Source organism: Pseudomonadota bacterium, assembly GCA_011049115.1.
In the GTDB taxonomy this organism is placed as follows: domain Bacteria; phylum Desulfobacterota; class Anaeroferrophillalia; order Anaeroferrophillales; family Tharpellaceae; genus DSCM01.
This window is the reverse complement of sequence record DSCM01000031.1, coordinates 1-13,636: the sequence shown is the minus strand read 5'-3', so window position 1 is coordinate 13,636 and position 13,636 is coordinate 1. Positions and strand designations below refer to the sequence as shown.

Here is a 13,636-nt window from a genome sequence, read left to right as displayed (position 1 = left end):
TTTATAGTCAGCAAGCAGGCGGTCAAGTAGATCTTTTTCAATGGCCATATGAGCTCCTTTTAATGGGTGGGGTCACGGTGTACCCCTGAATGGCCATTTACACAATCTTTTTTACACCCTCTTTTCCGAACCGGTCTGAAAACCGTACAGGAGGCAGGATGCTTGAAAAACTTGAACTCAGTTCCCGCCGGCGCACGACCGTGGCCGCGGCCCAGACTCTGGGGCGGCGCTGGGGGAATTGCCACGCTGTTGTCCCTGACGTTGTTTATTTGATTCGCCGGGGTTTTCTGGGGGCGGCTGAAAAAGAAGGATATCACGGGAGTGGCCTGGAACAGGTTCGGTAGGTTTAATATGTTCAGCGACAAGTTCGAATCGGACGGGCGTCTGGTTTCCGGAGCGCGAGCTTTTCTGCCGGCGCTGGCCCTGGGCGCGCTGCTGTTCGCCACGGCCGGACTGCCTCTGTTGCACCCCTTATTTCATCATCATCATTATCATCATCATGGGCCTGCCGCCTCGGCCCTTTGCCGGCCCGACCTGGGTCGCGTTTCAGCTTCCGCAGTGCATGATTTTCGCGCCGCGCCGGTTTTTCCCCGCCCTGGCGTTCCTGGTAGCCCGGCGGCGGTTTCCTGCCGGGTGCCCGATGGCGCGAAGGACTTCTCCGGTCGCAGTCGGGATGTTCCCTGCTTCGGGGCGCTCGCGGATGAAACCTGCGCGGCAGTTATCAGGTCGTCTTCAGGCCTTTGTTTTATTTGTTTTTTTCTGCAGCAGTTTAATCTTTTTCAGGCTTTGCCCTTAACTTCGCCGACCTGTCGGGCCGGGCGGCCGGAAAACTGTCTGCTGGTTTTCGTCGGGCGACCCCGGTCTTCCTGTTTTTTTCCCCGTCCGGCGCGAGCTCCTCCCTTTTCGGTTTAACCCCCCCCAGTTTTATTCATGGCCCTCCTGAAGTATCGCTTCAGGCAGGGATTTTCGCGGTCGGCGGGCGGCTCGGGCGTACCGGCTGCCGTTGCCTGCCGTCGCGAGGGGTTAGAGGATGATTTGAACAGTGGAGTTGCGGATGCCGATCTTATTGCAAAAGCTATTGATTTTATTTGTTATTTGTGGATGGGCGGGGAATGCCGCGGTCGCGGGAGCGGTCCTGACCCTGGAAAGTCTTGTGGTTACGGCCGCGCCTGGGGAGGAGCATCATGAAACCATCTCCAGCCAGGCCCTGAAGGCCCATAAAATTGTCGATCTGGCTGAAATCCTTGCCGACGAGATGGTTGAAGCCCATATGATTCGCAAGGGTGGTTACGGCAATGAGGTTTCAATCAGAGGTTTCGGCCAGTCGGATCTGCGGGTTCTGCTTGACGGTAGTATCCTTGAAGGTGCTTGCGGCAGTCGCAAGGATCCTTCGCTTTCCCACGTCAACCTGCTGACGGTAGAACGTCTGGAGGTTCGTTCGGGGCCTTTCGATGTCACCCGGCCCGGAATCCTGGGGGGCGGCATAAATGTGGTAACGAAAAAACCCCAGGCCGGCCGGCAGGGAGAGGTTTTCGGCAAAGCCGGCAGCGCCGATTATCACAGCGGCGGTTTTTATCTGACCGGAGGCCGGGACGATCTGCGGGGGCTTTTCGGCGCCAGTTACAGCGAGGCCGACCCTTATCGCAATGGCGACGGCCACCGGTTTACCAGCTTCGCGCCGTCGGCGCGGCCTTATAGTCGGACGGGCATGGAGCAGAAAGCTTTTACCAAAAAGGATCTCTGGGTCTCCTTGGCCGTTGCGCCCAGTGAAAAGCAGCAGCTCAGTTTTACGTATAATTACGGCAGCGGCGAGGATATCCTGGCGCCGCGGGCGGAAATGGATATCGAGGAGGAACGCAGTTTCCTGAGTCGGGGCGAGTATGTCATTCACGCTCTGGGAAGATTTTCCGAACGCCTCGCGTTTTCACTGTACCGCAATCAGGTTGAACATCGTCCTTCCGACAAATATCGGGAACTGGTCGCCGCCCCCTTTTTTCATCGTCACAATGAAGCGGTCTCGACGATTACCGGCGCTCGGATTGAAAACCGTTTTGGTTGGGGCGGGCAGCAGATTACCTGCGGCGGTGATTTTTACCGGCAGGATTGGAATGCCGATATGTATCGCGACGATACCGGGCTCCGAATTGATGACGAGCTGATTCCCGAGGTTATGTTGCTGAATGGCGGCGCTTATCTGCAAGTGGTGCGCGAGCTGGGCCGGCAATGGCTGTTGGAAGCCGGGGTGCGTTATGATCGCAGCCTGAGCCGGGCCGATGCCGACCTAAAACAAAGCCGCGCCGCCGGAATCATGGCCAATCGCCGGACGGACGATCTGGTCGGCGGCTACCTGAGCCTGACTCGTTTCTGGGGAGATAATTTCTCCCTGTTCACGGGGCTGGGGCGCGGTTTTCGGACCCCGACCGGGGTGGAACGCTATCTGCAGTCGCCTTCTCCCTTTTTTCATGGCAATCCCGAGCTTAGGCCCACCGTCAATACGGAGATTGACGGCGGCGTTCAGTATGAAAACTCCCGTTTAAGCCTGCGTTTAAAAGCCTTTTACAGCGATCTCGACGATTATATTTATCAGCAGGGCAAACGGACGGCCGCATCGCATCAGACCTGGACCAATATCGATGCTCATCTGTACGGCGCCGATTTTTGGGCGCTGGTGAAACTGGGCGCCGACTGGTCGCTGGAGGCCGCGGCCGCCTGGCAGAAAGGGCGCAAGGATTCCCAGCCGGAACTCAACCAGGATCGCGATCTGGCCCGGATTCCACCGTTGAAAAGCCGCCTGGCCCTGCATTATGACCGTGAGAACCGCTTTGCCACCCTGGAATGGCTGCATTCGGAAAAAGCTGCCGCGGTCGATGTCGATGCCGGCGAACAACCGTTGTCGGGCTGGAATACGTTGAACCTGCGGGGCGGCTGGCGGCGGGGCGGCTGGACCTTGAACGCCGGGATTGAAAACCTGCTTGACGAGAATTATGCCGTCGCCAATTCCTACGAGTGGGACGTGGTTTCCGGGTCCGGCGCCAACCCGGCCATCGTTTATGAGCCGGGCCGCTTTTTTTATGCGAGTCTGAGCCGGCAATTCTGATTCCGGGCCCAGTTTTTTTGAGCCGCTTGATTTTTTTGCTTGACAGCCGGGGCGCATCGGCTTATAACCTCGAATAAGTTAAAGATAGCTAACAAAATTTCTGTGAAACCCGCCGTCAGCGGTCGCGACCGCTGACGGCTCACGGTGGCATCATGAATAACCAACTGACCCCGACCCAGGAAAATTATTTGGTAGCGGTGTACGAGCTGGAGCAGGAAAACCGCGTCGCCCGGGTTGGTGAGATCGCCAAAGCGCTTGCCGTCGGCCTTTCTTCGGTGAGCTCGGCGTTACGGATTCTGGCCGATAAGGGTTTGCTTAATTATTCGCCGCATAATTTTATTACCCTGACCGGAGAAGGTCTCAGTTTGAGCCGAAGGCTGGTGGCTCGCCGGGAGGTCATGCTTGATTTTCTGCAGAAGATTCTGGCGTTGCCGGCCGCCGTGGCGGAACGTAACGCCGGTCTGCTGGAAAATACAATCGACGAAGAGGTTTATGAGCGTCTGCTGGCCTTTGTCGATTTCATTCGGACCTGTCCGCGCACCGGTGATGAATGGCTGGCCGATTTCAGGAATCGATGGGTTGCCGGCAAATCCCAGGATTGTCAATCCTGTATGGAAAAGGGGCTGGGTAGTCTGTTTTGCAAGTCGGAAGTTGAATCCGGTAAGTCCGTGGCGCCGCCGCTGACCCTTGCGGATCTGCAGGCGGGAGATCTGGTTCAAGTGGTCGCTCTCAGAAATGCCGGGCGCCGGCTGGCCGAGCTGGGCCTTTTGCCTGGGGCGGTGGTGCGGGTGGAAAAATTCGCTCCTCTCGGCGATCCCTGTGAGATCAGTCTCAATGGTGCCAGGTTGACTTTGCGCCGGGAGGACGCCGTGGCTGTGGCCGTGGAGCCGCTGTGATGGCACCCGGCCCGGGCGGGACAAGGTTTTTTTTTGCCTATATAGTTAGTTGTCTCTAACTATGTGGGAGCAAACCCGATGTGGGGTTTGGGAGCGGAAGTTTTATTTGTTATGGCGAGTGTGATTTCCTTAAATTCGGAAGCCGACCCCTTCGGGCCGCTTTCTTCCGCCCGGACGGCAAAATCGGCGTTCAGGGCGCCGGCGCGGGAATGGCGGGTGGTTCTGGCCGGTAATCCAAATTGTGGTAAATCGACACTTTTCAATCTGCTGACCGGCGGTCGCCAGCATATCGGTAATTATCCGGGGGTGACGGTTGAAAAGAAAGAGGGGCTTCTGCTCTTTCAGGAAGAACGTTTCAGCATTGTCGATCTGCCGGGAACCTACAGTCTGAGCGCAGCGGCTCCGGATGAGGCCGCCGCCCGCGATTTTCTGTTATTTGAAAAGATAGATCTGATTGTGAATGTTGTCAATGCCGCCCAGCTGGAGCGCGGTCTGGTTCTGACCTTTGAATTACTGGAACTCGGGCTTCCTTTGCTTCTGGTCTTAAATATGGTGGATGAGGCCGAAAGGCAGGGTCGGCGGATTGACCAGGAAAGATTGACCGGATTGCTGCAGACGCCGGTGGTCGCCACGGTAGCGCGCAGCGGAGTCGGACGCGCGGAGCTGCTGAAGGCGCTGGCGGAAAACTGTCGTCAGGCGTCGGCAGGAAAGGCTAACCCGTTTACCTACGGGGCTGAAATTGAAGCGGAGATAGAAAATCTGAGCGCCCTTTTAGAGTCCTCCGAGGGCCATACGCCCCCGTCCCGCTGGTTGGCGGTCAAACTTCTCGAAGGCGATACCAAGGTTGCCGAGCTGGTGCTGGCCTCCCGGAGTTCCGGTCGGCGTATCGTTAACACGGCGCAGCGGGCCGGGGAAACGTTGAGTAAATCTTTGCGCCGCGATCCGGTTCTGGCCCTGATCGAGGCCCGCTACGGTCTCAGTCAGGGCTTGTGCCGGGAGGTTGTCGGTACTTCCGCTGCCGCTCGCCGGCGTATCTCTGAAAAGATCGATGTCGTACTGACTCATCGCTGGTTTGGTCTGCCGATCTTTTTGTTGTTGATGTATCTGTTATTTTTTATCGTTTTCAGCTGCGGAGCGCAAACCTCGGTCTGGCTGGGGGGGCTAGTCGATAAAATCGGCTGGCAGCTGCGCCGGAGCCTGGGAGATGGGCAACTGAGTTCCCTGCTGGTTGACGGCATTCTTGCCGGGTGCGGTAATGTCCTGGTCTTTATGCCGAGCATCTTCAGCCTGTTTTTTCTGCTGGCCTGGCTGGAAGACAGCGGTTACATGTCCAGGGCCGCGTTTCTGATGGATAGGGTAATGCGGACGTTCGGTCTTGACGGTAAAAGCTTTATTCCGTTGATGATCGGCCTGGGATGTTCGGTGCCGGCGATTATGGCGACCCGAACTCAGGAAAACGCAAGGCACCGTCTGATCACGATTCTGGTTTTGCCTTTGATCAGTTGTGGTGGGCGTTTGCCGATCTACACCTTGCTGATCGCCGCCTTTTTCCCCGGTTCCTGGCAGGCGCCGCTCTTGTTGTTGGTTTATCTGACCGGGTTTGGGCTGCTGGCGGGCTGCGCCCGCTTGTTTCAGGGTTGCCTGGGGCCGCAGAAAGCGCCACCCATGATCATGGAACTGCCGCCCTATCGCATGCCGACCTGGTCGGGTCTGGGGCTGCACGTCTGGGAAAGGGGTCGTCATTATCTGAAAAGGGCCGGTCTGTTGATTTTTTTTCTCTCGATTGTTTTCTGGGCTCTGATCTCTTATCCCCGGGCGCCGCGGAATTTTCTGGAGCGTTTCTCCGCCGAGGCGCGCCGGGAGGCGGCGGTCTCCTGGACCTGGGCCGGACGCCTGGGACATTTTCTGGAGCCCCTCGGTCGACCTCTGGGTTTTGACTGGCGTCTCACGACCGCCTTGCTCGGGGCCGGAGTCGCCAAAGAGATGTTGATCGCCCAGATAGGAATTATCCTGACGGAAACGGAGGTAACGGGTGCCGCCGAAAAGCAGGCCGGGCTGAGAACCGTTTTGCGCGCTCGTTACAGCCCCCGAAGCGGTCTTTCAATGATCATTTTCAGCTTAATCGGTCTGCCGTGTTTCGCCACCCTGGCGGCGACCTATCAGGAGACCGGTTCGTGGCGCTGGCCCCTGCTGCAGTTTTTCGGTCTGACCGCGCTGGCCTGGTTGATTAGTTGCGGCGTTTATCAAGGGGGACTGGTGTTGACATCCCTGATGGGTAGATAGCTTGGGTTTAACCTTAAACTCCTCACAGGTTATGTCTTTGTTTTTTTAATCAGGAGATAACCTCACGAAAGTATTTATTCGCGACCATCGGAAGTGCCGTCAGGTGCGACCATCGGAAGTGCCGTTTGGTACGAGTCGAAAAAGGCCGCGTTGGGCTTGCGGGGCTTGCTTCCGCAGTAGAAAACAGGAGAATTTATGGAAACTATTATCGTCTTGATCGTTGTCGGCCTGGCTTTGCTGGTTCTCGGTCGAATGTTCTATAAGGCTTTTCGTCGGGCCGAACGCGGCGGCGGGGCTTGCGTCGGTTGCGCCGGCTGCTCCGGCGATTGCGCCGGGGGAAACACAAGCCAGGATCGCGAAATCCGGGGCAGGGAGCAGAAAGGTTGACTGTGATTAGTATTTCACTGATCAGGTCCGGTTTGAAAAAAACTGAGAAGGATCTGGCGGAGAGTTCTTGTCCGCAACCATCGGGAGTTTCTTCGGGTGTGCGTCGCAAGGCTGTCTCCTGGGGTTGCGGGAATCGATTTCGCGGCAGTCTTTTTCTCCTCCGCGGAGAACAGGCCGGATTTTTTTCGCGGGAGCGGACCGACCGCAGCTGCCGGCAGAATTTTTTTTTGCCGGCAAAGTTAGGCAGCATTAACAACTTATTAGGTATGGAGCGTATCGATCATGCACTGTTTAAAAGAGTATCAGGCTACCGATTTTCATAAGCTTGGCAATGACTATCTGATGATTACCCGGGACCGGGAGTGTCTCCATTTTGACCGGGATGAAAAGATTCTGGCCCGCAAACAGATGACTCACGATGAGATTTTTAAATTTAAGCTCATCTATCATCTGGCGGCAACCATGGTCGGGATTAAACCGCTTACGATCATGCGTTTCAAACATCCGCCGCTGGCGTTAAAAAAGTGCGCGAGCTGCGCCGCTCAATGGCAGGAGCTGAAAACACTGTTTCAGGGCCGCCAGACCCTTGGCCTGCGTGTCCTGGAGTGTAATGCTCGGGGAGAAACCCTGTTGTTTTACCACCGCGAGGCCTGTCACAGGCTTCTGGGCATGTCGGAAATCAGAAACTTTCTTGAAGCTCAGGGATGGGGATATGGTTGGGAAACTATCCGTCAGCCCCACCTGTTTATAGATTTATGCATCAAAGAGTACCGGCAAAAAAGGTCGCTGCCGGTTGAGTTGGGGCTCTTTATGGGTATCCCCTTGAAGGATGTCAAGGGGTATATCGCAGGCGACAAGCAACAACACCTACTGACTGCGGGCTGGCAGATTTATGGCCGGCGCCATCCCTCTCTGGTGCTGGCCAATCTTTATCGGCGCCTGCGCCGCTATGCCATGCTGGCTTTTTTTCAACACCCCTTCGAGACCATCGTGGAACGTCTGGGCCGCAGCCGTCTGATCGAACGCCTGGAGCTGCTGGCCGAATAACCGAGGTTTGGCGGGAAAAGAGCAATTTAATTTTTATTACAAGAGGTTGTCATGGAAAATATGTTGTCGATTCCGGTTGAAAAACTGACCCTGCGGGAGAAGGTGGTGGCTTTTTTGCGCGGAGAAATTATTCACCAGCGCCTGCAGCCCGGTGAAAAGTTGACCGAACATGGTCTGAGTCGCAAGCTGAAAATCAGTCGTACGCCGATTCGGGAGGCCTTTTATCAGTTGGAGGCCGAAGGTTTTCTGGCGATTGAGCCCCGCAAGGGGGTCCGGGTTGCTGCGGATCTGCGGGTTTCGGATATTCGTAACTACTATGAAATCCGCAAGATCATGGAGGGCTTTGCCGCCCGGGAAGCGGCGCGCTCGGCTTCCTTTGAACAGCTTAAGCGCCTCAAAAGCTACAATCGGAGATTACTGCGTCTGCTGGCTTCCGGTCGCGCCTCGGGTCTGGGAATTGTCAAGGCCCATAATAACTTTCATGAATATATCGTCAGGCTCGGAAGTAATGAAAAAATGCATGAAATGTATGCCGATCTGGGAACCCGCTGCCTGCGTTTCCGTTTCATGACCACCGCGTTCATCGAGATCGACGACATTCGCAGGGATCATGAAGAAATTATCAGGGCTCTGGAGCAAGGTGATGGTTCGGCGGCCGAAGCCGCGGTCAGAAAAAACGCCGATCGCGGCCTGGAAACCCTGCTCGCGTCGCTGCCGGCCCGATTTTTCAGTCAGTCCGGGTTCGCGGCCTGATTAACGGATCGTCTCTCTACCGGACTATATCGACGGCTCGGTGAGCGATTATCCCCGCATTTTGTCTTTATGGTACAAAAGCCATCGTACTGATGCGGGAGAGGGCTATGTAATCCAAAGGGCTCTTACGGCCCGTAAACAATTGATCTTATTAGAACGATTTTTGTTTTTGGTGGAAAAAATTGTTGGGAAAAAACAAGAAAATAACCTGTAAGGCACTAATTGGAAAAGGAGAAAAAACATGAAAATCTTGGTTGCCGGTCTGGTGCTTCTGGCATTTATGACCTCGGGATTTCTCTCTTCGGCCGGAGCCCGGGAGCAAATTGAGCCAGCTCCGGTTGATAGTGAAAAGGTGGTGGTTACCGCGACCCGCTCCGAGATCGATCTGGCCGATGCCCCGGGGGCCATCACGCTGGTTGGAGCCGAAGAGATCAAAGTGAAGGGTGCCAATGATCTTCTTGATATTGTTCGCGACACCCCCGGTATTTCGCTTTTAGGCACCGGTCTTGGCGGCCGCAAAAAGATCAGTATCCGCGGCACCGAAAGCCGTCACACCCTGATCCTGGTTGACGGCATGCGGATTGCCACATCCGATGCGAATATCGGCCACTCCAACTTCCAGAACGACTGGTTTTCCATGGAAGATGTGGAACAGGTTGAAATCGTCCGGGGCCCGCTTTCGGCCCTTTATGGTTCCGAAGCCTTAGGCGGGGTGATCAATATTATCAGTAAACCGATCGCCGACCATTGGCGGGTTGGGTTTGATATGGGCGGCGGACTGTTGGCAAACGGCGAGAGCGGCGGCGACCAGCAGAGTTTCAGTTTCGCCGCGGCCGGACCTTTTCCCAATAAAAAATTCGGTATCTCTTTAGCCGCTGGTTATCTGAAAGAAGATGACGTATCCGATCAGGACGACTCTCGCTACTCGGAACTTGAGGGTAAAGAGACCATTTCAGGGAAGGTAAAACTCACCTGGCGGCCGGTCGACAACCAGACCTTTGCCTTTTTACTCAGCGGTATCCAGGAAAATCGCTGGAGAGATTCAGTAAGCCGCCAAGGTTCGTCCTACGAAGCTGCTGAATATGATCTCGAAAAATACCATGTCGCCCTGACCTGGAATGGCACTTTCGGGGCTTTCAAAACGGCGGTCAAGGCCTACCGTACCTCACTTGACTCCGATTATGATATCCCGTCCATGCAGAGCAAGAATACCATCACTGATGATATTCTGGATGCCCAGATCACTTATACGGGTCTTAAAAACCATATTTTTACCTTAGGCGGCGAAGCCCGGCTTGAAGATTTTGAAAATGATATTCTTAGAAGCGGTGAAGATGTCCGCCACTTAGCCCTCTTTTTTCAAGATGAAATCAGACTCTTTGCACGCTTAAGCCTGACCATCGGCGGCCGCCTCGATGATCACGAAGTTTTCGGCTCAGAATTCAGCCCCCGTATCTATCTGGTCTACAGCCTCTGGGATGAGCTGCGCCTGAAAGCTGGTTACGGACACGCCTTTAACGCCCCGACCATCAAGAATATGTCAAAAGACTACGTTGCAATTCGAGCCCATACCTTTTACGGCAATCCAAACCTCGACGCCGAAACCGCCGACAACTTCGAGATCGGTCTCGAATACAGCGGCAAAATCCTGCAGGCCGGGCTCTTCTACTTCTACAACGACATTGAAGATCTGATCGATACAAGATGTATCAATAACTGCGGAGCCCGCTACGGTCGAAAGTTTACCTGGGATAATGTGGCTGAAGCCGAGATCCAGGGTATTGAGACCAACGTTTCCGCGTCCCTGCCCTATGGTTTTGCCGTAAGCGCCAACTACACCTATCTCGACACTGAAGATAAAGGAACCGGCAAAGACCTGGAGGGCCGCCCGGAGCATCAGGGCAACATGAACCTCTCCTACACCCACGAAGGCTTAGGTTTAAGCGCAAGTTTGCGCTATCAATATATCGGCCGCCAATTGCTGGATAATAACTGCGTGCCGCATTACGATCTCTGGAACCTGTCGGCCACAAAATCGATAACCGATAATTTAAAACTACAGATCGGGATTGATAATATCGGTGACGAGCGCCTGGCCGACAAATCGCCTGACTTCAACTACGAAGAACGAGGACGCTTTATCTACGCCAGCCTGCGGGCTGTGTTTTAACAACAACCAAAGTTATAAGGAGAAGTAAAATGAAGAAACTATGTAAACTGATGACTATCTTTGGTCTGCTCTTGATTATCCCAGTCGCGGCCGCGGCCCATACCCTGTGGATTAATGCCACCGATTTCACCCCTGAACTTCGGCCCAGATTCGGCGCCGCCACAATCACTTTTTTTGGCTACGGGCACCGCTACCCCGTGGCCGATTTTCTCGAAGAGGATCATCTGGCCAAGTTTCAATTGGTTAAAGGCGAGGATAAAAAGGATCTTAAACCTAATCCCGGCGGCTTCCTGGCCACTGAGATCAAGTTCAAAGAGGCCGGAGCCTATATTGTAAGTGCCGCCTTAAAACCCGGCTACTACACTATGAACATGGAAAATGGCCGACCCCACCACCACTTAAAACCGATGACCGGGCTCGACAACGTCTTCCTAAGCCTCTACTACGAACAGTACAGTAAAGCTCTGATTAGCGTCGGAGAGACCGCCGGTGACGCCTTCTCACAAGTTCTGGGCGACAAAATGGAGATTATTCCGCAACAGAATCCCTGTCACCTCAAACCGGGTGACATCCTGGAGATAAAAGTTCTGCTCAGCGGAAAAGCCGCCCCTTTTTGCTGGGTACATGCGACTTACGACGGATTTTCCAATACTGATGATTTCGCTTTTGCCACCAAGACCAATGCAGAAGGCATGGCCAAAGTCCGCATTTTGCGTTACGGTAACCAGCTCATCAAGGTCGACAAAAAACAGCCGGCCAGCAGTGCATACGCCAAAAAGTGCATCGAAGAGCACTATACCGCCACCATGACCTTTGAAATCAAATAAACCACCCCTAAGGAAGGCTTGTCCCGATGTTCAAACTGATCTTTCGCGTTTCGCGATTTGTTCATAAATACTTAGGTCTCATAGCTCTGGTCTACTTCCTGGGAATGGGTGTCAGCGGCATTTTGCTCAATCATCCAGCCCTGTTGCAGAAGTTCTCTCTGCCGCTCGGATGGTTGTCTGACAGTTTCCAGTATCGAGCGTGGAACCGCTGGAGTTTGAGGGACGCAGTTTTTTCCGAACAACAACCCGAAAAGGTCTACGTCGCGGGCAAGGAGGGGGTCTGGATGAGTTGCAATGCGGGGCGCAGTTTTACCCCGGCAAGTACCGGCCTGCCTGAGTCCGCCTACCTACGTGACACAAACTGTCTGCTGCTGGTTGAAAACCACGTTCCCACCAGGCTTTTTGCCGGCACCAAGGATGGACTCTATTACTGCTCTCCCGATGAGCTTCGCTGGCAAACAGTGCTAAATCCGCACCTCCAACAAACTGAAATTGTTGACCTGCTGCAAATCGACCAGGAAATTTTCGTATTTACCGAAACCGGCTGTTTTGTTGCACCTCTCTCTCCGGGCGCACCGGTTTTTGAGGCGCGGGACCTGAAAACGCCTCCGGGTTTCAAGCCCCGCGCCCCTTTTTTCCGTTTTTTACTAAAACTTCATGACGGCTCCCTGTTTGGACCGACGGGCCGCCTGATTGCAGATATTATCGGGTTGGTTTTAATCTTTCTGTCGCTGTCAGCCTTCTATCTCTGGTACGTACCCTGGCGGCGGCGAATGCGAGAATATCGTAAGCCCCGCTATTACAAATTTCTCTACCGTTACCATTTAAAGCTCGGTATCTACGCTTCACTCTTATTGGCGATCTGCGCCTTGACCGGGATATTTTTGCGACCACCGTTTTTAATGGCGATTGCCAGGCTCCAAACACCTGAACTTCTGCAATCTACAAATCTGATCGCTGAAAACCGTCTGGGTCGGATTCATCAAGCTGCCTGGCTTAAGGCAAACAACAAATTATATCTGGCCACCGAAAATGGACTGTTTTCCGGTTCTCCCAACGCTGACAGCCCCTTTGCAGCCGTCGATACGAGCCGATTGTCGATCCATGGCATGGGGGCCACTGTCCTTGAACCTTTAGCTGATGACAGCCTCCTGATCGGCTCATTCAGCGGCCTGGCTAAATGGCATCCTGAAACCGGCATAGTCACAAATCTTGTCACCGACAAAACCACTCAGCCCCGACACTCAGGCGGCGCCATGGTCGCGGCTGCCGTAATCAATAACGGCACACCTAAATTCTGGTGCGACTATCGCCGGGGTATGAGACCTTTTCCGGGAGAAAGTTCAGCTGCGACAGAGATGCAGGCCGGCGATTTTGCATCATCGTTTACGATGCCGGAAAAAATCAGCAAGAAAAGTCGTATCTCCCTGTGGCACTTTTTCTTTGAGTTTCATAACGGACGGATTTTTCAAGACCTCTTCGGCCGTTACACCTGGCTCATCGCTCCTCTTGGCGGACTGGCCTTGTTAATTGTTACTCTTTCAGGAGTTTATGATTGGTTTTACCGGCGTGTATTGCATTAACCTTTTGTCCATGGCGGACCCGTGAAAAAGATGAACCACAATGAGCGTTGCAAACAGAGTCCCAATTCCGATCATAAGGTGCAGAGAAACTTTGGCATGACCTCTGACTCTTACGTTGCGTGCCCCTGAAATTATCTTTCTGATGTGGTCGGATATTGTGGCGGTCCTAATTGATCCTTGCCCTCACGCCGGCAAAAAAGGCCAGACGATCTCCCTGCTGGAATCCGGGGAGCCTGCCATCTATGGTCCGCAAATCTGGATAATGGAGGCGTTGCAAGAGAGCGGACCCGGTTATTATTCCGGGGGGCAGCAGCTTTAATGCCGCCAATGCCGCTTTGCAGAAAGGAGTGACCTTCGGGGTCGAGGCGCGTTCCGCCATCCTGACCAACGGCGCCGGTCTCCGGCCGGAATACCAGGGCGCCGACACTCTTGTAAAACTGGCGGCCAGTCGTTCCCTCGTGGTCTTTTTTCCCATGCATGTGGACCTGAAAAAACTGGTGCCCGAGCTGCGGGGACATTATCCGGCGGACACGCCGGTCGCCGTGGTTGTGGAAGCCGGATACGCCGCAAAGGAGAGGGTGATTCGCGGTACC

13 protein-coding genes are annotated in these 13,636 nt (G+C 54.4%); all 13 read left to right on the top strand.

All coding sequences use genetic code 11. The annotated features are described in order from the left end of the window. The first annotated feature begins 158 nt into the window (after positions 1–158). Positions 159–344 carry a hypothetical protein gene (locus tag ENN66_02830; protein HDS15547.1) on the top strand — a complete coding sequence of 62 codons (186 nt, stop codon included), beginning with the start codon at positions 159–161 and terminating at the stop codon, positions 342–344. A 7-nt stretch (positions 345–351) separates the two neighbouring features. Beyond that, entirely contained in the window at positions 352–912 is a 561-nt protein-coding gene (locus ENN66_02825) for a hypothetical protein (GenBank protein ID HDS15546.1), read from the top strand. 142 nt (positions 913–1,054) lie between these two features. Next, the gene (locus ENN66_02820) at positions 1,055–3,097 is read left to right on the top strand and encodes a TonB-dependent receptor (protein ID HDS15545.1); all 2,043 of its coding nucleotides are present in this window, start codon (positions 1,055–1,057) and stop codon (positions 3,095–3,097) included. Positions 3,098–3,249: 152 nt separating this feature from the next. After that, entirely contained in the window at positions 3,250–3,993 is a 744-nt protein-coding gene (locus ENN66_02815) for a hypothetical protein (GenBank protein HDS15544.1), read from the top strand. 78 nt (positions 3,994–4,071) lie between these two features. Next, positions 4,072–6,276, top strand: coding sequence for a ferrous iron transport protein B (gene feoB / locus ENN66_02810; GenBank protein HDS15543.1), 2,205 nt, complete (start codon positions 4,072–4,074; stop codon positions 6,274–6,276). Positions 6,277–6,471: 195 nt separating this feature from the next. Further along, entirely contained in the window at positions 6,472–6,663 is a 192-nt protein-coding gene (locus tag ENN66_02805) for a FeoB-associated Cys-rich membrane protein (protein HDS15542.1), read from the top strand. Positions 6,664–6,945: 282 nt separating this feature from the next. Beyond that, the gene (locus tag ENN66_02800; GenBank protein ID HDS15541.1) at positions 6,946–7,710 is read left to right on the top strand and encodes a DUF3793 family protein; all 765 of its coding nucleotides are present in this window, start codon (positions 6,946–6,948) and stop codon (positions 7,708–7,710) included. Positions 7,711–7,761: 51 nt separating this feature from the next. Continuing rightward, on the top strand, positions 7,762–8,463 hold the full coding sequence (locus ENN66_02795) for a GntR family transcriptional regulator (GenBank protein HDS15540.1): 702 nt from the start codon (positions 7,762–7,764) through the stop codon (positions 8,461–8,463). Positions 8,464–8,704: 241 nt separating this feature from the next. Further along, positions 8,705–10,633, top strand: a complete 1,929-nt coding sequence (locus ENN66_02790; GenBank protein ID HDS15539.1) for a TonB-dependent receptor — start codon at positions 8,705–8,707, stop codon at positions 10,631–10,633. A 29-nt stretch (positions 10,634–10,662) separates the two neighbouring features. Further along, on the top strand, positions 10,663–11,460 hold the full coding sequence (locus ENN66_02785; GenBank protein HDS15538.1) for a DUF4198 domain-containing protein: 798 nt from the start codon (positions 10,663–10,665) through the stop codon (positions 11,458–11,460). Between the two features lie 26 nt (positions 11,461–11,486). Beyond that, a complete protein-coding gene (locus tag ENN66_02780; protein HDS15537.1) occupies positions 11,487–13,043 on the top strand; it encodes a PepSY domain-containing protein in 1,557 nt (518 codons plus the stop codon). Between the two features lie 115 nt (positions 13,044–13,158). Further along, positions 13,159–13,362: a hypothetical protein gene (locus tag ENN66_02775; protein HDS15536.1), complete on the top strand. Its 204-nt coding sequence runs from the start codon at positions 13,159–13,161 to the stop codon at positions 13,360–13,362. A 16-nt stretch (positions 13,363–13,378) separates the two neighbouring features. Then, a partial coding sequence (locus tag ENN66_02770) for a tetrapyrrole methylase (protein HDS15535.1) occupies positions 13,379–13,636 on the top strand: 258 nt, incomplete at its 3' end.